This window comes from Sphingomonas sp. 179-A 2A2 NHS (assembly GCF_045371305.1).
Classification (GTDB): domain Bacteria; phylum Pseudomonadota; class Alphaproteobacteria; order Sphingomonadales; family Sphingomonadaceae; genus Sphingomonas.
This window is the reverse complement of the sequence record NZ_JBIQDE010000001.1, coordinates 425,357-443,898: the sequence shown is the minus strand read 5'-3', so window position 1 is coordinate 443,898 and position 18,542 is coordinate 425,357. Positions and strand designations below refer to the sequence as shown.

At 68.1% G+C, this 18,542-nt stretch carries 19 protein-coding genes and 1 pseudogene; 16 read left to right on the top strand and 4 right to left on the bottom strand.

From position 1 onward, the window contains the following. The first annotated feature begins 30 nt into the window (after positions 1 to 30). Positions 31 to 696 carry a LysR family substrate-binding domain-containing protein gene (locus ACH0AE_RS02075; protein WP_294443367.1) on the top strand — a complete coding sequence of 222 codons (666 nt, stop codon included), beginning with the start codon at positions 31 to 33 and terminating at the stop codon, positions 694 to 696. On the opposite strand, the gene ACH0AE_RS02070 is transcribed toward ACH0AE_RS02075, so the two are convergent. Then, entirely contained in the window at positions 693 to 2,213 is a 1,521-nt protein-coding gene (locus tag ACH0AE_RS02070) for an ABC transporter permease/substrate-binding protein (RefSeq protein ID WP_294443361.1), read from the bottom strand. The genes ACH0AE_RS02075 and ACH0AE_RS02070 overlap by 4 nt on opposite strands. After that, positions 2,210 to 2,980 (bottom strand): ATP-binding cassette domain-containing protein, encoded by a 771-nt coding sequence (locus ACH0AE_RS02065; protein WP_294443360.1) that lies wholly within the window; start codon positions 2,978 to 2,980, stop codon positions 2,210 to 2,212. The genes ACH0AE_RS02070 and ACH0AE_RS02065 overlap by 4 nt, the downstream gene beginning before the upstream one ends. A 54-nt stretch (positions 2,981 to 3,034) precedes the next feature. Here ACH0AE_RS02065 and ACH0AE_RS02060 point away from each other — a divergent pair, with 54 nt between their 5' ends. After that, positions 3,035 to 3,817 (top strand): SDR family oxidoreductase, encoded by a 783-nt coding sequence (locus tag ACH0AE_RS02060; protein ID WP_294443359.1) that lies wholly within the window; start codon positions 3,035 to 3,037, stop codon positions 3,815 to 3,817. Between the two features lie 153 nt (positions 3,818 to 3,970). Then, the gene (locus ACH0AE_RS02055; protein WP_294443358.1) at positions 3,971 to 4,321 is read left to right on the top strand and encodes a hypothetical protein; all 351 of its coding nucleotides are present in this window, start codon (positions 3,971 to 3,973) and stop codon (positions 4,319 to 4,321) included. A 227-nt stretch (positions 4,322 to 4,548) separates the two neighbouring features. Here the strand turns inward: ACH0AE_RS02055 and ACH0AE_RS02050 are convergent, their stop codons facing one another. After that, entirely contained in the window at positions 4,549 to 4,884 is a 336-nt protein-coding gene (locus ACH0AE_RS02050; protein ID WP_294443357.1) for a TfoX/Sxy family protein, read from the bottom strand. A gap of 49 nt (positions 4,885 to 4,933) precedes the next feature. Beyond that, on the bottom strand, positions 4,934 to 6,268 hold the full coding sequence (locus tag ACH0AE_RS02045) for a NupC/NupG family nucleoside CNT transporter (RefSeq protein ID WP_294443356.1): 1,335 nt from the start codon (positions 6,266 to 6,268) through the stop codon (positions 4,934 to 4,936). Positions 6,269 to 6,457: 189 nt separating this feature from the next. Between ACH0AE_RS02045 and ACH0AE_RS02040 the strand changes: the two genes are divergently transcribed. The 13 genes and pseudogenes from ACH0AE_RS02040 to dacB all read left to right on the top strand — a co-directional run bounded on the left by ACH0AE_RS02040 (position 6,458) and on the right by dacB (position 18,517). Continuing rightward, positions 6,458 to 7,111 (top strand): queuosine precursor transporter, encoded by a 654-nt coding sequence (locus ACH0AE_RS02040; protein ID WP_294443355.1) that lies wholly within the window; start codon positions 6,458 to 6,460, stop codon positions 7,109 to 7,111. A 10-nt stretch (positions 7,112 to 7,121) separates the two neighbouring features. Continuing rightward, the gene (gene argB / locus ACH0AE_RS02035) at positions 7,122 to 8,024 is read left to right on the top strand and encodes an acetylglutamate kinase (RefSeq protein ID WP_294443353.1); all 903 of its coding nucleotides are present in this window, start codon (positions 7,122 to 7,124) and stop codon (positions 8,022 to 8,024) included. Between the two features lie 76 nt (positions 8,025 to 8,100). Then, complete coding sequence (locus tag ACH0AE_RS02030) at positions 8,101 to 8,400, top strand: YggT family protein (protein ID WP_294443365.1); 300 nt, start codon at positions 8,101 to 8,103, stop codon at positions 8,398 to 8,400. 38 nt (positions 8,401 to 8,438) lie between these two features. After that, positions 8,439 to 8,699, top strand: coding sequence for a DUF167 family protein (locus ACH0AE_RS02025; RefSeq protein ID WP_294443352.1), 261 nt, complete (start codon positions 8,439 to 8,441; stop codon positions 8,697 to 8,699). Continuing rightward, positions 8,696 to 9,565, top strand: coding sequence for a bifunctional methylenetetrahydrofolate dehydrogenase/methenyltetrahydrofolate cyclohydrolase FolD (gene folD, locus ACH0AE_RS02020; protein ID WP_294443351.1), 870 nt, complete (start codon positions 8,696 to 8,698; stop codon positions 9,563 to 9,565). The genes ACH0AE_RS02025 and folD overlap by 4 nt, the downstream gene beginning before the upstream one ends. Then, entirely contained in the window at positions 9,565 to 10,179 is a 615-nt protein-coding gene (locus tag ACH0AE_RS02015; protein ID WP_294443350.1) for a hypothetical protein, read from the top strand. The genes folD and ACH0AE_RS02015 overlap by 1 nt, the downstream gene beginning before the upstream one ends. After that, entirely contained in the window at positions 10,176 to 10,793 is a 618-nt protein-coding gene (locus ACH0AE_RS02010) for a MarC family protein (protein ID WP_294443349.1), read from the top strand. Before ACH0AE_RS02015 ends, ACH0AE_RS02010 begins: the two co-directional genes overlap by 4 nt. A 55-nt stretch (positions 10,794 to 10,848) precedes the next feature. Further along, positions 10,849 to 12,786, top strand: a pseudogene (gene acs / locus ACH0AE_RS02005) (acetate--CoA ligase). A 128-nt stretch (positions 12,787 to 12,914) separates the two neighbouring features. Further along, the gene (locus tag ACH0AE_RS02000; RefSeq protein ID WP_294443347.1) at positions 12,915 to 13,838 is read left to right on the top strand and encodes a sulfotransferase domain-containing protein; all 924 of its coding nucleotides are present in this window, start codon (positions 12,915 to 12,917) and stop codon (positions 13,836 to 13,838) included. Between the two features lie 236 nt (positions 13,839 to 14,074). Next, positions 14,075 to 14,215, top strand: a complete 141-nt coding sequence (locus ACH0AE_RS01995; protein ID WP_294443346.1) for a hypothetical protein — start codon at positions 14,075 to 14,077, stop codon at positions 14,213 to 14,215. A gap of 32 nt (positions 14,216 to 14,247) precedes the next feature. Further along, positions 14,248 to 15,888: an amidohydrolase family protein gene (locus ACH0AE_RS01990; RefSeq protein WP_406875402.1), complete on the top strand. Its 1,641-nt coding sequence runs from the start codon at positions 14,248 to 14,250 to the stop codon at positions 15,886 to 15,888. Beyond that, a complete protein-coding gene (locus ACH0AE_RS01985; RefSeq protein WP_406875401.1) occupies positions 15,888 to 17,129 on the top strand; it encodes a dicarboxylate/amino acid:cation symporter in 1,242 nt (413 codons plus the stop codon). The genes ACH0AE_RS01990 and ACH0AE_RS01985 overlap by 1 nt, the downstream gene beginning before the upstream one ends. Next, a complete protein-coding gene (gene dacB / locus ACH0AE_RS01980; protein WP_294443341.1) occupies positions 17,126 to 18,517 on the top strand; it encodes a D-alanyl-D-alanine carboxypeptidase/D-alanyl-D-alanine-endopeptidase in 1,392 nt (463 codons plus the stop codon). Before ACH0AE_RS01985 ends, dacB begins: the two co-directional genes overlap by 4 nt. Positions 18,518 to 18,542 lie beyond the last annotated feature (25 nt).

The window sequence follows — 18,542 nt, the reverse complement described above, 5'->3', positions numbered from 1 at the left end:
GTGTCGGCGGGCAGGGGAAACAGCTCCCTGATGCAACGCCACTTTTCGCCGCCCGGCTTCGATTCTTCCATTTTGGACTTTTCTATCGGTTGCTTTGGCGGGATTTGCCGCGATCGGCTGGCGGGGCCGCTTGTCGCGTTCAGCATGGCGTGGCCCGACCTAAACGTCGGCGTCCACGAGATGGGTTTTGCCGAGTTGCCGGGGGGCGTGGCGTCCGGCCGGCTGGCGCTGGCGCTGCGCCCCGGCGCTGGTGTCGAAGGTTTTGCGAGCGTAGAATTATGGCCTGACAGGGCGGTGGTGGCGATGGCGCCGGATCATCCGCTGGCAGCAGCGCCCGACATCACGATCGACCAACTCGCGGATGCAGTCCTGCTGGTGTCGCGCGATCGTGCGCGCGAGCAATTGCACCGCTTCCTGATCGACCGGCTGTTCCCGAAGGTTGCGGCGCCAGCCACGCGGATCGTGGCGGATGCGCGGCGGTCCCAACTGCTGGCGCGGGTCGCGGCCGGGGAGGGCCTGGCGCTGCTGTGCGAAAGCCAGGTCGACGCGGCGATGGCGCAGCTGGCGGTGCGCCCAGTCACGGGGGATGCGGCGCAATTCCGGGTTCGTGCCCTATGGCTGGAGGCGCGGCGGGACGCACCCCTCTCGACGCTGATCGAGCAGTTGGAGCAGAGCCGCGAGGGGTGGTTCGTTTAGCGCGCGGCGCCGGTGATCTTGCGGTCGAGCCATGCGGCGGCGGCTTCCGGGCTTGTCTTATCGGCATCGCGATCGACCATGTAGTTCGCCTCCCGCATCGCCTCGACCGGGATGCGGCCGACGAGCGGGCGAAGCGCGTCGAGGAGGGCGGCATCGTCGCGGCGCCGCGGCGCGACCAGCAGGATCGCGTCATAGCCCGGGATCGCGCGCTTCGGATCGCTGAGCACGGTCAGGCGATCGGCCGCGATACGCCCGTCCGAGGAGAAGGCGCTGATCACGTCCGCCCGCCCGCTGGCGACCGCGCGGTACATGAAGGTCGGGCTGTAGGGCGTCATGCTGGCAAAGCGCAGCGGGTAGGCGCGACGGACGGCGGCCCATTCGGGACGGTCTAGGAACTCCAGATCAGCGCCGAGCGCGAGCGCCGGGGCATGGGTGACGAGATCATCGAGCGAGGCGATGTTCAGGCGCCGCGCGTCGGAGCTGCGCATCGCAAAGGCATAAGCGTTCTCGAAGCCGAGCGGGCCGAGCAGCGTCACATCGTGGGTGTCGCGCGCCCAATCCGTGATGGCGCGAACCTGATCGGCGCGCGGCGGCACGTCGCTGCGCTTCATCTGCCCGGTCCAGATCGTGCCGGCATAATCGACATAGACGTCGATCGTGTTGCCGGCGACTGCGCCGAAGGCGACGGCCGATCCAAGGCCATCACGATATGCGACCTCATAGCCGGCTGCGCGCAGGCGATCCCCGATCAGCCGGGCGAGGATATATTGCTCCGAGAAGTTCTTGGCGCCGATCACCACCGTCCGATGCGCGCCGCTGCGCCACAGCGGCGTCGTTGCGGCGAGCGTCGCGAGACCGAGCAGCGCAAGCGATGCGGCTGCGATCCAGCGACGGCGAGTAGCGACGCCATATTGCGCGAGGCCGAGCAGCGCATCGACGCCAAGCGCGAGACCCGCGGCGGCAATGCAGCCAGCGAGGACGAGCGGCCACGATTGCGTCTGCAGCCCGGCGAAGATGAGGTCGCCGAGGCTCGGCTGGCCGACGGTGGTGGAGAGGGTGGCGGCACCGATCGTCCACACCGCGGCGGTGCGGATGCCGGCCATCGCAAGCGGAAGGACGAGCGGCGCCTCCACCAGCCGGCGCTTCTGCCAGCGCGTCATGCCGATGCCGTCGGCCGCCTCGACCACGGCGGGATCCAGCCCCTGCAGCCCGGTGACGACGTTCCGCAGGATCGGCAACAGCGCGTAGAGCGTGAGCGCGAGCAGCGACGGCAGGAAGCCGAGCGCGGGGACGCCGCCGATCCACAGCAGCACGGGATAGAAAAGCGCGAGCAGCGCGAGGCTGGGGACCGTCTGGACGAGGCTGGCAAAGCCGAGCGCGACGCGGGCGGCGGCGGGCCGGTGTGCCGACCAGAAGCCGAGCGGCACGGCAATCGCGATACCCAGCACCAGCGCCGTGATGGCGAGCAGCAAATGCTGCGCCGCGAGTTCGGGAACGCGCGTCCACGCCTCGCTCACCGCGCGAGCCCTGCGATACGTTCGGCCTGGGTGCGCGGCACGGCGACCAGCGCCTGCGCCGCCTCGCCACCGCCGCCGGCGAGAAGCGTGGCGGGTGTCTCATCGGCGACGATCCGGCCGTGCTGCATGACGAGGATGCGATCGGCGAGGAGAAGCGCCTCCGCCATATCGTGCGTCACCATGATGGTGGTGAGGCCGAGGCGGGAGTGGAGCGCGTGGACCGCGTCACCAAGCGCGGCGCGGGTGACGGGATCGAGCGCGCCGAACGGCTCGTCCATCAGCATCAGGCGCGGGCCGGCGACGAGCGCGCGGGCGACTCCGACGCGCTGGCGCTGGCCGCCGGAAAGCTCGGCCGGGAGGCGCGCAGCGAGATTGCGCGGCAGGTCGACGAGATCGAGCATCGCGCCGACGCGATCCGCTGCCGGCTGGCGCGCAATGCGCATTGGCAGCGCAATGTTCTCCGCAACCGTCAGGTGCGGGAACAGCCCGACATTCTGGAAGACATAGCCGATGGCGCGGCGCAGTGCGGGCAGGGGCTGCGCCGCGACGTCCTCGCCATCGATCGCGACGTGGCCTGCGCTGGGGACAACAAGGCGGTTGATCGTCTTGAGCAACGTCGACTTGCCCGATCCAGACGTTCCGACCAGCGCAACGAAGCTTCCCCCGGCGATCGTGAGTGATACGTCGTCGACCGCCGCAGCGCCGGCGGCGTAACGCTTCGATACGCCGTGGAAGGCGACCGTGGGGCCGGGCGATTCCGCTGGCATCGCCCCGGAGGATGCGGGATGCGGCAGGGCAGGTCAAATAAGAGAGCTTGGGACATGAAGGCGATCCTCATCACCGGTGGCGGCTCCGGCATCGGCCGGGCAGTGGCGCAGCTGTTTGCGACGCGCGGCTGGCGCGTCGGACTGGCGGACCGGGACCCGGCGGGGCTGGTCGACACGGCAGCGACGCTGCCGACCGACCGGACGACGAGCCATGTGATGGACGTGCGATCGCCGGAGGACTGGGAAGAAGTGCTGGCCGAGTTCGTCGGTGCCAGCGGGGGGCGGCTGGACGTGTTATTCAACAACGCCGGAGTCGCCGTCGGCGGGCCTTTCGGCGCGACCTCGCTCGAGGATCTCGACCGCGCGCTGGACGTGAACCTGAAGGGCGTCGTCTATGGCGCGCGGCTGGCCTATCCGTTTCTTGCCGCGACGCCGGGGGCGTGCCTGCTCAACACGGCGTCAGCCGCCGGCATCTATGGCACCGCCGGGGCGGCGGTCTATTCGGCCACCAAGTTCGGCGTTCGCGGGCTGACCGAGGCGCTCGACGCCGAATGGGCAGCGGACGGCATCCGCGTACGCAGCCTGATGCCGGGCTTCATCGACACGCCGCTGTTGCAGGCCGGCGTCGGCGGATCGAACCGCAGCGTGCGCGAGACGGTGGTGGAGGCGGGGCTCGAGTTCACCCCCGTTGAGACGGTGGCCGAGGCCGCCTGGGCGGCGGTGCATGGCGAGCGCATGCACACGCTGGTCGGCAAGACGGCACGCCGCCTCGCCTTCGCCTCGCGCTGGATGCCCGGATCGCTGCGCAAGCGGATGCGGGGCGGGCGGGGGCTGTGACCGGCTGGCTTTGAGTCGCAAGCAAATATCGTCCTTGTGAACTGCCGCATTAAGAGTCTGCAATGTATTCTGGGGCTTGTTGCTGTCCACCGAGCGTGGCACGCAAGAGTTTCTGCTTCAGAAGGGCGCTACATGAGATCGGCATATGCGATGATGACCATCGCGCTCACAGTATTTCCATCGACGATCATTGCGGCTCAGGCACCCCGAATGTTGCCGTTGCGCTTGTCGCCCGCCCAAGCTGTCATGAACGCCGCCGAGATGCCGAGCGGCGTTGGCGGCGTGTTCGAAATGGTCGTGCGAGCAACGGGCAGGCAAGGATCGTTTCTGTATCTCAATTCTGAAACTGACTATCGCGATCCCCGAAACCTGTCGATCGTTGTCACTCCGTCAGAGGAACGTGCCCTGGCTGAGCGGCTTGGTCGCCCGGTTGAAAATGCAGTCCTGGGAAAGGTGATCGCTGTCAGGGGTCGCCAAGAAAACGAGAATCGACTTTTTGGCTAAAGGGCGCCCCACGGGTAAATATTATTACCAGACTCATCTTAGCCTCAGGTCAGCACGCGATCTCACCATTGAAGGAGAGCGCCCGACTTTCTGAGTGGGCATGACACGGGGATTTCCGTCGGCTGACGGGGGCACTTCCCCGTGGGATTTCGGCCCGTTCCTCTATCTGCTGTCGGCCTCAGGACCGATGAGGTCCGCGGGGAACGGGGCCGTTGGGCGGCTGACGCTCAGGTCGCCTTCTTCGGCTTGCGCGGCTTGGGTGTCGGCAGCTCAGCCGCGGTAATGCGCAGCAGTTCGCCGAGCCATGTGGCATCGTCCCACCGATCGGCTTCGATCAGTAAATTTGGCTTCGCGCCCGGGTAGGGCGGCGCTTCCGACACAGGCTCGGCATGGCTGCGGCCGGAGGCGGTTGGCTTCAGGTACAGCTGATCGTCGCAGACCGTGCCGATCATCTTGCCGTCGAGGTACACGCCGTACTCACCGAACATCGGCTTGGCGGTCACTTCCCCGGCACCAGCAGCCTGCGCGATCAGATGTTCAATCGTGCGGTGCTGCGTTGCCATGAAGCGAGCCTAACAGTGGGACATCGCGACGAACAGGGTGCCCCGCCGGTCAGCCGATCAGCAGGCCGGCGAGCGCGGCGGAGAGGAGGTTCGCGAGGCTGCCAGCAAGAAGCGCGCGGATGCCGAGCTTGGCGATCATCGGCCGCTGGTTGGGGGCGAGATTGCCGGTCACCGCCATCTGGATCGCGATGGAGGAGAAGTTTGCAAAGCCGCACAAGGCGAAGGTGACAATCGCGACGGTGCGCTCGGACAGCTCGCCCGCCTGCCGGCCGAGATCTATATAGGCGACGAATTCGTTCAGCACGATCTTCTGGCCGAACATGCCGCCGGCGCGCAGTGCCTCGTCCCACGGCACGTTGATGAGGAACATCACCGGCGCAAAGGCATAGCCGAGGATCTGCTGGAAGCTGAGATCGGGATAGCCGAACAGGCCGCCGATGCCGCCGAGGATGCCGTTGGCGAGCGCGACTAGGGCGACGAACGCCAGCACCATCGCGCCGACCGCGACCGCGAGGCGGACGCCGGTCTGCGCGCCCTGCGCGGCGGCCATGATGATGTTGGCGGGTGCCTCCTCGTCATGGGTCGCTTGCGGCATCGGTTCGCCAGGCGCGAGCTCGTTCGGCAGCGCGGCGATGCTCGCGCCGGCGAGCCGTGACTCGGAGACCAGGATCTCGCGGTCAGCATCGGGCAGGTCGCCGAGCGGCAATTCGCCCTCCGGCGGCACGGTGCGGTCCGGCATGATGATCTTTGCCATCAGGATGCCGGCGGGAGCGGCCATGAAGCTGGCGGCGAGGAGATAGTCGATACGGATGCCCATCGAGGCATAGGCCGCGAGGATCGTGCCCGCGACGCCGGCCATGCCGCTGGTCATCACGGTGAACAGCTGCGGCGGGGTGAGGCCGGCGAGATAGGGGCGGATGACGAGCGGCGATTCGGACTGGCCGACGAAGACGTTGGCCGCCGCGCACAGGCTTTCCACCTTGGAAACGCCGATCACCTTTTCCAGCGCGCCGCCCAGCCAGCGGACGACGAGCTGCATGATGCCGAGGTAATAAAGGATCGAAACAAGGCTGGCGAAGAAGATGATCACCGGCAGCGCGGCGATCGCGAAGCTGTTGCCGCCGATCTCCGGCGAGGCGAGCGGGCCGAAGAGAAAGTCGACGCCGGCCTTGGCATAGCCGAGCAGGTTGGAGACACCCGCAGACATGGTGGCGAGCACGCGCTTGCCCCAGTCGACGTAGAGCACCATCACCGCGATCCCGACCTGAAGCGCAAAGGCGCTGATCACCACGCGCGGGCGGATCGCGCGGCGATCGGTCGACAGCGCGACGGCGAGCGCAAGAATGACGGCAATACCGGCAATGCCGATGAGAAAGCGGCTCAAGTGCGACAAGTCCCCGTTCGGGCGGAACCTGGCCGCCGGATTCTTTTTCCGTGCGCCATCATAGGGAAAGCACCGCCCGTTCGACAAGCATCCAACCGCGCGGTTTGGCGTTCGCGCGCGCGAGAAGCGGGCGGGTTGCGTAATATCGCTGCTTTCGCAACCGCGGTTCGCGATGCTACCGGCAAGCGCATGGAATCACGCGCCCCTGCGCTCATCTCGCGCTCGCTCTTCGCCTTCTCGATCTTTTACGGCGGGATGGTCTGTATCGCCGGCGTGCTCGGCAACAAGCAGGTGGCGGTTGGCCCGCTGTCGGTGGAGGCGGGCATTTTCGCCTTCCTGTTCCTGGTGGCGACATCGAGCGCGATCGCGGAGCTGCACGGGCGCCAGATGGCCAACAGGCTGGTGCAGATCGGCTTCGTGCCGCTGCTCGTCTCGCTGGTGCTGACCCTGGTGGTGCTGGTGGTGCCGGCCGCGCCATCGATGGAGCCTGAGCGACTCGGTGCGTTCGAGCTGATGATGACCGGCACACCGCGCATCTGGCTGGGCGGCCTCGTCGCTTATGGCACGTCGCAGACACTGAACGTGACGATCTTCGCCGCCTTGAAGGGCAAGGAGGATAGCCGGCTGTTGTGGCTGCGCGCGGCAATCGCCAGCGTCCTGTCGCAGGTGGTCGACACGTTGCTGTTCGTTACCATCGCCTTCTACGGCGTGTTCCCGATCGGGGAGCTGATGGTGGGGCAGATGATCGCCAAAGTCGTGCTATCGATCGTGCTGGTGCCGCCGCTGATCTACGGCTTCGTCGCGCTCGGCCGGAAACTGGACGCGACGCCGCGCCCCGCGTAACGGCCGCCGCATGACCGACCATTCTCCGTCCCCGGGGCTGCTCGCCAAGGCCGAAACGCTCGTCGAGGCACTGCCCTATCTCCAGCGTTATGCCGGTGCGACCTTCGTCGTGAAATACGGCGGCCATGCCATGGGCGATCCCGAGGCGCAGCGCGATTTCGCCGAGGACGTGGTGCTGATGAAGGCGGTCGGCATCAACCCCGTGGTGGTCCACGGCGGCGGGCCACAGATCGGATCGATGCTGAAGCGGCTGGGCGTCGAATCGCGCTTCGTCGACGGGCTGCGCGTCACCGATGCGGAAACCGCGCACATCGCCGAGATGGTTCTTGCGGGATCGATCAACAAGCAGATCGTCTCCTGGATCGCTGCTGCCGGCGGGCGTGCGGTAGGCATCTCCGGCAAGGATGCGGGGCTGGTGCAGGCCGAGAAGGTCGGGCGTCAGGAGCCCGATCAGCTGCAGGGCATCGAGCGCAAGGTCGACCTTGGCTTCGTCGGCGAGCCGGTGGCGGTCGATCGGCGGATCGTCGACACGCTGAGCCGTGACGGCATCATCCCGGTGATCGCCCCGATCGGCATCGGCGCCGATGGCCACACCTATAACATCAACGCCGATACCATGGCCGGCGCGATCGCCGCGGCGCTGGGCGCCAAGCGCTTCTTCCTTTTGACCGACGTTGCCGGCGTGCTCGACAAGTCGGGCGAGCTGATGACGGATCTGACGCCTGCCGACATTGCCGGCCTGCGCGCCGACGGCACGATCACCGGGGGCATGATCCCGAAGCTCGAGACGTGCGTCGCCGCGGTCGAATCCGGCGTCGATGCGGCGGTGGTGCTGGATGGCCGCGTGCCCCACGGCATGCTGCTCGAGATCTTCACGCGCCGCGGCGCGGGAACGCTGATCCGCCGGGCCTGATCGCCTTGATCGGCTGGGACATCATGCCCAACTGTGCTATTGAAATGATACACCCCTACGGAGGCCGCCCTTGCTGATGCTCACCATCATCCAGATCCTGCAGGTTCTGCTGAACGTCGTCTGGTGGGTAATCGTCATCCAGTTCGTGCTGTCGCTGCTGGTGGCGTTCAACGTCGTCAACATGCAGTCGAACTTCGTGCGCTCGCTGTACATGGGGCTCGATCGGCTGACGGAGCCGCTCTATCGCCCGCTGCGCCGCGTGCTGCCGCAACTGCAGGGCATCGATCTGGCGCCGGCGGTGGTGCTGATCGGCATCGCGATCCTGACGATCATCCTCAACAACATCGCCGCCAGCGTGATGGTGGGCAGCATCTGACCGCCTGGCGGACCGCCGACGACGGCCTCGCCATCGCGGTGCGCGTGACGCCGCGGGGCGGGCGGGACGCGCTGGCCGCCGGCACCGACGGTCATTTCGCCGCCCGCGTGTCCGCCCCGCCGGTGGACGGCGCGGCGAACGCTGCCGTGGTGGCGCTGGTCGCCAAGAGCTTCGGCGTGTCGCGCGGGTCGGTTCGCCTGACCGGCGGCGAGACGAGCCGGATCAAACGCCTGTTCATTTCCGGTGACCCCGCCGCGCTGGCGCGGGTCGCCGCTACTCTTTATGGCCATGAGACATGACGGCACGGATCATTGACGGAAAGGCGTTCGCCGCAGGGCTGCGCGCACGGGTGGCGGAAGCTGCCGCTGAGGTAATCGCGCAAAGCGGCCGCAAGCCCGGGCTGGCCGTGGTGCTGGTTGGCGAGGATCCGGCGTCGGCCGTCTATGTCCGGTCGAAGGGCAAGGCGACCGTCGCCGCTGGCATGGAGAGCTTCGAGCATCGCCTGCCGGCCGATACGGGCCAGGCGGAGCTCGAGGCGCTGGTCGACCGGCTCAACGCCGATCCCGCGGTGGACGGCATCCTCGTCCAGCTGCCGTTGCCCGAGCATCTCGACGAAAGCGCGATCATCACGCGGATCGACCCCGACAAGGACGTCGACGGCTTCCACCCGGTCAACGCTGGGCGGCTCGCGACTGGCCTTCCCGGATTTGTGCCATGCACGCCGCTCGGCTGCCTGATGCTGCTGCGTGACGGGCTGGGCGATCTCAGTGGCAAGGACGCGGTGGTGATCGGCCGATCGAACATCGTCGGCAAGCCGATGGCGCAGCTGCTGATCGGCGACAGCTGCACCGTGACGGTCGCCCATTCGCGCACCCGCGATCTGCCCGAGGTGGTGAAGCGCGCCGATATCGTCGTCGCGGCGGTGGGCCGGGCGAAGATGGTGAAGCCGGACTGGATCAAGCCGGGCGCGACGCTGATCGACGTCGGCATCAACCGCACGGACGAGGGGCTGGTGGGTGACATCGACCCCGCCTGCGCCGACGTGGCGGGCGCGATGACGCCGGTGCCGGGCGGCGTCGGCCCGATGACGATCGCGGTGCTGCTACGCAATACGCTGGTCTCCGCCGCGCGGCGCGAGGGCGTGACGCTGGCGACTGATATCTGATGCTCGCCGCGCTGCTGCTTGCCGGCGCGGGGCCGGTGACGGCAGCCGGCGCCGAACGCGCCTTCGCCGCCGATGCCAAGGCGATCGGGCAGTGGAGCGCGTTCCGCAAATGGGCGGCGGATGATGCCGTCATCTTCGTGCCGCAGCCGACGAACGCGCAGGCATTCCTGAAGCCGCTGAAGGACCCGCCGAAGGCCGTCCACTGGTGGCCGACGGCAAGCTTCGTCTCGTGCGACGGCAAGATGGCGGTGAATACCGGCGGCGCGGCGTGGCCGGACGGGCATGCGAGCTACTTCTCGACCGTGTGGAAGCAGGCGGGCGGCACATGGCGCTGGGCCTTGGATCACGGGGACAATCTTGAAACGCCCCGCCCGCGCGTGCCTGAACCGGCGGTTCGCCGGGCGGCGTGCAGCGGCACGCCTGCATCGCCACCGGGCGGTGCCCTGGCTTCTTCCGTTGCGGATGGTACGGGTGGGTCTGGCCGTTCGCCGGATCAAACGCTTTTCTATGCCTGGCGCAGCGACGCCAATGGGCGATCGCTTCGGGCGTGGCTGTGGAATGGCACGGGCTGGGACGATGTACTGAATGACCGTGTGGGGGCGGCGAAACCATGATCGAGCTCTTCATCTCCTCCTTCATCACCTTCTTCGTGGTGATCGATCCGCCCGGCTGCGCCCCAATCTACGCCGGGCTGACCGCCACGGCGAATGCGGTGCAGCGGCGGGCCATGGCGATCCGCGCGGTTGGCGTTGCGTCGGCGATCCTGCTCGTCTTCGCGCTGTTCGGCGAGAAGCTGCTGAAGGGGCTGGGCATCGATCTTGCCTCGTTCCGGATCGCGGGCGGCATCATGCTGTTCCTGATCGCGCTCGAAATGGTGTTCGAGAAGCGCACCCAGCGCCGTGAGGACCGGGCAGCGAGCGTGACGGCGGAGGAGGCGGAGGACGTCTCGATCTTCCCGATGGCGATGCCGATGATCGCCGGGCCGGGCTCGATCGCCAGCGTCATGCTGCTGATGGCGCGCAACGATGGGTTGCAGCAATCCCTGGTGGTGCTCGGCGCGCTCGGCCTGGTGCTTGCGCTGACGCTGGTGGCGCTGATGGCGGCCGGGCCGCTGATGCGGATGCTGGGGCACAAGATCGAGGTGGTAATCACCCGGCTGCTCGGCGTGCTGCTGGCGGCGCTGGCGGTGCAGTTCGTGATCGACGGGATCAAGGAACAGCTCGCATAGACGGGTTGCCAATGCGGCTCCGCTGCGGCCATCAGGCGCAAAAAGGAGACGATGCATGGCTGACCAGCAACACTACCCGGTGCCGGACGCCTGGGCTGCGGAAGCGAAGGTGGATCGTGCCGGCTACGAGGCGATGTACAGCGCCGCGGCGGCGGATCCCGACGCCTTCTGGCTCGACCAGGCGAAGCGGCTGGACTGGATCAAGCCGCCCACCGTCGCCGGCAACTGGTCGTTCGACGAGGCGGATTTCCGCATCGAGTGGTTCAAGGATGGCGTCCTCAACGCCTCGGTGAACTGCCTCGACCGGCATCTGGCCGAACGCGGTGACCAGATCGCGATCATCTGGGAGCCGGACGAGCCGAGCGAGGAGCCGAGGCGCTTTACCTATGCGCAGCTTCACGAAGAGGTGTGCCGCTTCGCCAACGTGCTGAAGGCGCAAGGCGTGCGCAAGGGCGACCGGGTGACGATCTACCTGCCGATGATCCCGGAGGCGGCCTTCGCCTTGCTCGCCTGTGCGCGGATAGGCGCGATCCATTCGGTGGTGTTTGGCGGCTTCTCGCCCGATGCGCTCGCCGGGCGGATCCAGGATTGCGACTCCAAGGTGGTGGTGACCGCCGATTGCGGGCGGCGCGGCGGCAAGCGCATCGCGCTGAAGGCCAATGTCGATGCCGCGGCCGGGCGCGCGCCGAGCCTGGAGACGGTGATCGTCATCAAGGCGACCGGCGACGAGGTGCCGATGCACCAGCGCGACGTCTGGTATCACGAGGCGGCCGCCGAGGTGTCGACCGACTGCCCGCCCGAGCCGATGAACGCGGAGGACCCGCTGTTCATCCTTTATACCTCGGGATCAACGGGCAAGCCCAAGGGCGTGCTCCATACCACCGGCGGCTATCTGCTGTGGGCGAGCTTCACCCACGAGCTGGTGTTCGATTATCGCCCCGGCAACATCTTCTGGTGCGCCGCGGACGTCGGCTGGGTCACCGGCCATACGTACATCGTCTACGGCCCGCTCGCGAACGGCGCGACGACTTTGATGTACGAGGGGCTGCCCACGTGGCCCGATGCAAGCCGCATCTGGCAGGTGGTGGACCGGCACCAGGTGCACACCATCTTCACCGCGCCGACCGCACTTCGGGCATTGATGAAGGAAGGCGATGCGCCGGTGAAGGCGACCAGCCGCAAGAGCCTGCGCCTGCTCGGCACGGTGGGCGAGCCGATCAATCCCGAGGCGTGGCGCTGGTATCACGAGGTGGTGGGCGAGGGCCGCTCGCCGATCGTCGATACATGGTGGCAGACCGAGACGGGCGGCGCGCTGATCGCGCCGCTGCCGGGCGCGACGGACCTCAAGCCCGGTTCCGCGACCAAGCCGCTGCCGGGCGTGCACCCGCAACTGGTGGACGATACGGGCTAGGTACTCGACGGCGCGGTGAGCGGCAACCTGTGCCTCACCGCCAGCTGGCCGGGACAGATGCGCACCGTCTGGGGCGATCATGCGCGCTTCTTCCAGACCTATTTCACGACCTATCCCGGCAAGTATTTCACCGGTGACGGCTGCCGCCGTGACGAGCATGGCTATTACTGGATCACCGGCCGGGTGGACGATGTGATCAACGTTAGCGGGCACCGCATGGGCACGGCCGAGGTGGAAAGCGCCCTGGTGCTCCACCCCAAGGTGGCCGAGGCCGCGGTGGTCGGCATGCCGCACGACGTGAAGGGGCAGGGCATCTACGCCTATGTCACGCTGAATGCCGGCGAGGCTGCGTCCGAGGCGCTGTCGGCCGATCTTCGCCAGTGGGTGCGCAAGGAGATCGGACCGATCGCCAGCCCCGATGCGATCCAGTTCGCGCCGGGCCTGCCCAAGACGCGTTCGGGCAAGATCATGCGCCGCATCCTGCGCAAGATCGCCGAAGGCGACGTGACGAGCCTCGGCGATACGTCGACGCTGGCCGATCCGTCGGTGGTGGACGATCTGGTCGCAAACCGGGCGCAGTAATGTGCGACGAAGCTGCGACCAGTGCCGCAAGTTGTTGAAAGAAGGATTTCACGTGCAACGCGGCAGGTTTTGACGCGCGGGATCGGGAAGCGTTAGTCGGAAGGCATCCAAGAACGGGATGTTCCACGATGACCAATGCTTGCCCGATCCCGGTGAAAACCCGGGAGTTGCACAATCATCATTTCGATTCGACGATCTGGAACGACTTCGTCTTTCGAGATGACGACATCGTCATCGCGACCTACGCCAAATCAGGCACCACCTGGACGCAGCAAATCGTCGGCCAGTTGCTGTCGGGCGGGGATCCCAGTTTTCCGGTGGCGGACCTGTCGCCGTGGCTGGACCTGCGCGTGCCGGGGCGTGACGTGCTGCTGCCGATGCTGGAGGCGCAGACCAATCGGCGGTTCATCAAGACCCATCTGCCGGTCGACGCGCTCGTCTTCTCGCCGCGCGCCAAATACATCTACGTCGGGCGCGACGGGCGCGATGTGGTGTGGAGCCTGTTCAATCATCATCGCTCCTTCACGCCCGAAGCGCTTGCGATGATCAACGACGCGCCCGGCCGGGTCGGCCCGCCGCTGCCGCCCGCGGGTGACGACGTGCACGTTTTCTGGCGGCATTGGTTCGCCGCAGATGGCGCGCCATTCTGGTCCTTATGGGAGAACGTGCGCAGCTGGTGGGCGATCCGGCACCTGCCCAATGTGCTGATGCTGCACTTCGACGATCTGAAGCGCGACCTCGCCGGCGAGATGCGGCGCGTGGCGGACTTCCTCGACATTCCGATCGACGAAAACCGCTTCCCGGCCCAGGTCGAACATTGCACCTTTGACTGGATGCGGCAGCACGGCGAGACGATGGTGCCGCTGCACGGTGCGATCTGGAAGGACGGGCCCAGATCCTTCCTCAACAAGGGTACCAACGGCCGCTGGCGCGACGTGCTGACAGTTAACGAAAGCTTGCATTACGAGTCGCGTGCAAGGGCAGAATTGGGCCCGGAATGTGCGACTTGGCTGCAATCGGGCAGTGCGCCGGCGGTGCAGCTGGCGGCCTAATGGGGACTTCCGGCGACATGGCGAAACGCTTCGCCGAGGATTCCGCCCGGATGGTCACTCAAGGCCATCGAATCGCTTGACGCAAAGCAAGAATCAGCGCCCTCTACGGCCATCCACCAACGATGCCGTAGAACCCGTGGGGGGTCGCATTGGGTCAGCAAGACGATGGCGCTTGGCTTACCGCTGAGCTGCTCGAACGCATATTGGGGTCGGCACGTTGCGCCGGGCCCCATCTCATGATTTCGCGTGGCGATTGCCAGTACACGCTGGATGCGCTGACGCGGCAGGGCTGGGTGCAGGAGAAGCGCGGGCATATCGTGCTGACGGCGAAGGCGCGCGCGCGCCGGCTTGCCCAGCCGCAGGCGGCCAACGCCTGATCCGGCGCCCGATCTGACGGGCGCCCGCTCCCTTGTCCGGGAGCCGCTTCCTCATCGACGCGCATCGCCTGCCTCTTTGCAGCGTGCAGCATTGCTGTACCAAGGCCGGGATGGGGGAACGATCGACACGGCTGGGCCGGCTGACGCTTGCGGCGATCGCCTGCCTGTTGCCGGGCGCGGCACAGCCGCCCAGCGTGGACCTGCTGATCCGCGGCGGCACGGTCTATCGCGGCGGCGCCGATCCGTACGTCGGGGATGTGGCGGTGCGCGGCGACCGGATCGTCGCGGTCGGCCAGTGGCTGCCGCTGCGTGCCGCACGCACCATCGATGCCCGCGGCATGATCGTCGCGCCCGGCTTCATCGATCCGCACACCCATGGCGACACGCTGCTGTCTTCGCCCGACGCACGGACCCGGCTCGCCCTGCCGTTCCTGATGCAGGGGGTGACCACGATCGTCATCGGCAACGATGGCGCCGGCAGCCCGGCCGTCGCGCAGACGCTGGGCGCGATGCAAAACATCGGCGTCAACGTCGCGGCGCATGTCGGCTTCGGCGCGGTCCGCCGGCAGGTGATCGGTGGGGCGGCTCGGGCGCCGACAGCGGGTGAACTCGCAACGATGCGCGGGCTCGTTGCCGCGGCCATGTGCCAGGGCGCGCTGGGGCTCTCGACCGGGCTGTTCTACGCCCCGCAGCGCTTTGCCAGGACCGACGAGGTGACGGCGCTTGCGGTTGAGGCAGGCAAGCGCGGCGGCATCTACGACACGCATCTGCGCGACGAATCCTCCTATTCGATCGGCCTGGAGGCGGCGGTGGCGGAAGCGCTGGCGATCGGGCGCGATGCGCGGCTGCCGGTGAACATCAGCCATATCAAGGCGCTGGGGCGCGATACCTGGGGCAAGGCGCCGGCGGTGATCGCGCAAATTACGGCGGCGCAACGCGCCGGCGTGCGGGTGTCGGCCGATCAGTATCCGTATGAAGCGTCGGGCACGAGCCTCGTCGCGGCGCTCGTACCGGGCTGGGCGCAGGATGGCGGGCGCGCGGCGCTGCTGCGGCGCTTCAACGATCCGACCGTGGCCGATCGCCTGCGGCGCGAGATGAGAGCCAATCTCGTCCGGCGAGGGGGCGCGGCTAAGCTGCTGGTGACCGAAGGCGATGAAGCAGGGAGGACGCTGGCGCAAATCGCCGGACGCGGCGACCCTGTCGCGGCAGCGATTATCGTCATCCGCAAGCGCGATCCGGCGACCGTCTCCTTCAACATGGACGAAGGCGACATCGCCGCTTTCATGCGCCAGCCGTGGGTGATGACGGGGTCCGACGCGTCGCCGGGCCACCCGCGCGTCTTCGGCAGCTTCGCACGCAAATACGCCGCTTACGTGCGCCGGCAGGGGGTGATCGACCTGCGCGCGTTCATCGATCGCAGCACGGCGCTGCCGGCGGACACGCTTGACCTTGCGGATCGCGGGCGGCTCGCGAGCGGCAAGCGCGCCGACATCGTCGTCTTCGATCCGCGCCGCTATGCCGACCGCGCCACCTATGCTTCGCCGACGAAGCTCGCCGCCGGCGTGCGCACTGTGGTGGTGAATGGTCGTGTTGCGGTCGACCATGGCCGCGCGACGGGCATCGCAGCGGGCCAGGCGATCCGCCATGTGCCGTCGCCGGGCAGTTGCCCCTGATGCGCGGCTGGTTCGGCATCCCCTTGTGGCAGCGTGTGCTGGGCGGGCTGGCGCTCGGCGTGCTGCTGGCCATCGTGGCGCCCGGCGCAGCGCCCTATGTCGCGTTCCTCGGTGATCTGTTCGTGCGGGCGATCCGCATGCTCGTTGCGCCGATCGTGCTGGTGACGATCGCCGCGGGGATCACGACGCTCGCCGATCCGCGGCGGCTGGGAGCGCTCGGCGGGCGGACGATCGGGCTGTTCGCGGCGACGACCGCGATCGCGGTCTCGGTCGGCATGGCGGTCGCGCTGGTGATCCGTCCGGGCGTCGGCGCGCCGCTCGGCAATGCCGCGCCGCATGCGCTCGGGCCGCCGGTGACGCCGTACGAGCAACTGATCGGGATCATTCCCGTCAATATCGTCGAGGCGCTGGCCAAGGGCGACATGCTGGCGCTGATCTTCGTCGCGATCCTGGTTGGCGTCGGCACCGTGCTTTCGGGGGAAGCGGGGCGGCCGTTCGCCGGGCTGCTCCAGTCGCTGTCGGCCGTGCTGCTGCGCATTGTCAGCCTGGTGATGGAGGCGGCGCCGTTCGGCGTCTTCGCGCTGATCGCCAATGCGGTGGCGCAGCACGGCGCGGCCGTGTTCGTGCAGGTCGGGTGGCTGGCGCTCGCGGTGGTCGCGGGCTCGCTGATCCAGCTCGCGATCGTTCACTCGCTGCTGCTGCGGCTGATTGCGCGGGTGCCGGTGCTGCCGTTCTTCCGCGGCATCGTCGATGCGCTTGCCGTCGCTTTCTCCACCGCCTCGAGCTCCGCGACTTTGCCCGTCGCGATGCGGGTGGCGGGCGCGAACCTTGGCATCGGGCGGAGCATCTATTCCACCGTGCTGCCGCTCGGCGCGACGATCGGCAAGGACGGGACGGCGATGTACGTCGGTCTGCTCAGCGTCTTCGCGCTCCAGGCGCTGGGCGTGCCGATCACGCCTGCGGTGCTGGCGATCATGCTGCTGACCGGGTCGCTGGCGGCGTTCGGCACGGCGCCGGTGCCTTCCGCTTCGCTGTTCATGCTCGCCGCCGTGCTGTCCGCGGTCGGCGTCGCCCCGGAGCAGACTGCGCTCGTGGTGGGCTTTGTGCTGCCGTTCGACCGGCTGCTCGACATGACGCGCACGGTGCCGAGCGCAAGCGCGAACCTCGCCGTTGCCACCACGGTGGCGCGGCTGGAGGGTGAGCTGGACCAGAACGTCTATCGCGCAAGCCCGCTGGCATGAGGCGGCTGGCCGCCTCGATCGCGCTACTGGCCGTGAGCGCCGCTGAGCCACTGATCGAGGCACCGCCGGGAACCCGGATCGGGCTGGTGGTGGCGACGCTCAACGGGCGGGAGGTCGTCGCCATTCGCGCCGACGAGCGCTTCGTGCCGGCGTCGAACACCAAGCTCTTCACCACCATTGCCGCCTTCGAGACGCTGGACCTGAGCGCGCCGGACGCGGCCGGCGGAGCGTCGGTCCGGCTCGAGGGGCAGGACGTGGTGCTCAGCGGCCATGGCGACGCGCGCCTGTCGAGTGCGCCAGATTGCGCCGCGAATTGCCTGAAGACGCTGGCCGATGCGGTGGCGGCCAAGACGCGCCACGTTCGCGACGTGATCGGCGACGACAGCGCTTTTGCCGACGAACGGTGGAGCGAGGGGATGAGCTGGAACAACATCCCCAGCCGATCGGGTACCGCCGCGTCGGCGCTGACGCTGGACGATAACGAGGCGGTGTTGGTGGTGACGCCGACGCGGGTAGGGACCGCGCCGCGCGTGGCGGACGATGGCTATTACACGATCGACAATCGCGCGGTGACGGTGGCCGGCAGTAGGACGTCGCTGTCACTGGAACGCGCACCGAACAGCCGTGCGCTGCGGCTGACCGGCTCGATCGCTGCGGATGCCCCGCCGGCACAGGCGCGCGGCGGGATCGATGATCCGGCGCATCGCGCGGCGTGGCGCTTTGCCGCGCTGCTGCGCGACCGCGGCGTGCGCGTGAGTGGCACGATTGGCACGCGGCATCGCCTGCCCGGCGCGAGCGACCGGGCAGGTGCGGTGGTGATGCGGGGGCCGCCGCCCGCGCCGCTCGCGCGGCTAGTGCCCCCGCCGCTGCTGCCGGACGTCACGCTCACCAACAAGATGAGCCAGAACCTGCATGCCGAGCTGTTGCTGCGCCGCATCGGCGCGGCGCGTGGCGGCGCATCGGTCGCATCGGTCGCATCGGGGCTGGCCGGCGTGGAGGCGGTGGCGGTCAAGGCCGGCGTGCCGCGGACCGGCTGGGATCTTGCCGACGGCTCCGGCATGTCGAGCTACAATCGTGTCAGCCCGCGCGCGATGGTCACGCTGCTGCGCTGGGCGGCGGGGCGGCCGTGGGGCGCGCAGTTCCGCGCGACGCTGCCGGTGGCGGGCGTGGACGGCACGTTGCGCGGGCGCTTCCGCGGCACGCCGCTGGAGGGCCGTTTGTGGGCCAAGACCGGGACGCTCAACGCGGCCAATGCACTGGCCGGCTATATGACCGCCAAAAGCGGCGCGACTCTGGTGTTCGCGGCCTATGCCAATGACATGCCGGCGGACGCGAGCGCGACCGCGGTGATCGACGCGGCGCTGGTTGAGGTGGCGGCGGCGAACTGAGCGGCGCGCCTGGCGGCACGCCCTT

Bases quoted from the DNA above. Each gene is read 5' to 3' on its own strand.
- ACH0AE_RS02065 (WP_294443360.1), bottom strand. From the start codon at position 2,980: ATGCCAGCGGAATCGCCCGGCCCCACGGTCGCCTTCCACGGCGTATCG.
- argB (WP_294443353.1), top strand. From the start codon at position 7,122: ATGACCGACCATTCTCCGTCCCCGGGGCTGCTCGCCAAGGCCGAAACG.
- ACH0AE_RS02000 (WP_294443347.1), top strand. From the start codon at position 12,915: ATGACCAATGCTTGCCCGATCCCGGTGAAAACCCGGGAGTTGCACAAT.
- ACH0AE_RS01995 (WP_294443346.1), top strand. From the start codon at position 14,075: ATGATTTCGCGTGGCGATTGCCAGTACACGCTGGATGCGCTGACGCGG.
- ACH0AE_RS02050 (WP_294443357.1), bottom strand. From the start codon at position 4,884: ATGGCAACGCAGCACCGCACGATTGAACATCTGATCGCGCAGGCTGCT.
- ACH0AE_RS02040 (WP_294443355.1), top strand. From the start codon at position 6,458: ATGGAATCACGCGCCCCTGCGCTCATCTCGCGCTCGCTCTTCGCCTTC.
- ACH0AE_RS02075 (WP_294443367.1), top strand. From the start codon at position 31: ATGCAACGCCACTTTTCGCCGCCCGGCTTCGATTCTTCCATTTTGGAC.
- folD (WP_294443351.1), top strand. From the start codon at position 8,696: ATGACGGCACGGATCATTGACGGAAAGGCGTTCGCCGCAGGGCTGCGC.
- ACH0AE_RS02030 (WP_294443365.1), top strand. From the start codon at position 8,101: ATGCTCACCATCATCCAGATCCTGCAGGTTCTGCTGAACGTCGTCTGG.
- ACH0AE_RS02015 (WP_294443350.1), top strand. From the start codon at position 9,565: ATGCTCGCCGCGCTGCTGCTTGCCGGCGCGGGGCCGGTGACGGCAGCC.
- ACH0AE_RS02060 (WP_294443359.1), top strand. From the start codon at position 3,035: ATGAAGGCGATCCTCATCACCGGTGGCGGCTCCGGCATCGGCCGGGCA.
- ACH0AE_RS02055 (WP_294443358.1), top strand. From the start codon at position 3,971: ATGACCATCGCGCTCACAGTATTTCCATCGACGATCATTGCGGCTCAG.
- ACH0AE_RS02010 (WP_294443349.1), top strand. From the start codon at position 10,176: ATGATCGAGCTCTTCATCTCCTCCTTCATCACCTTCTTCGTGGTGATC.
- dacB (WP_294443341.1), top strand. From the start codon at position 17,126: ATGAGGCGGCTGGCCGCCTCGATCGCGCTACTGGCCGTGAGCGCCGCT.
- ACH0AE_RS01985 (WP_406875401.1), top strand. From the start codon at position 15,888: ATGCGCGGCTGGTTCGGCATCCCCTTGTGGCAGCGTGTGCTGGGCGGG.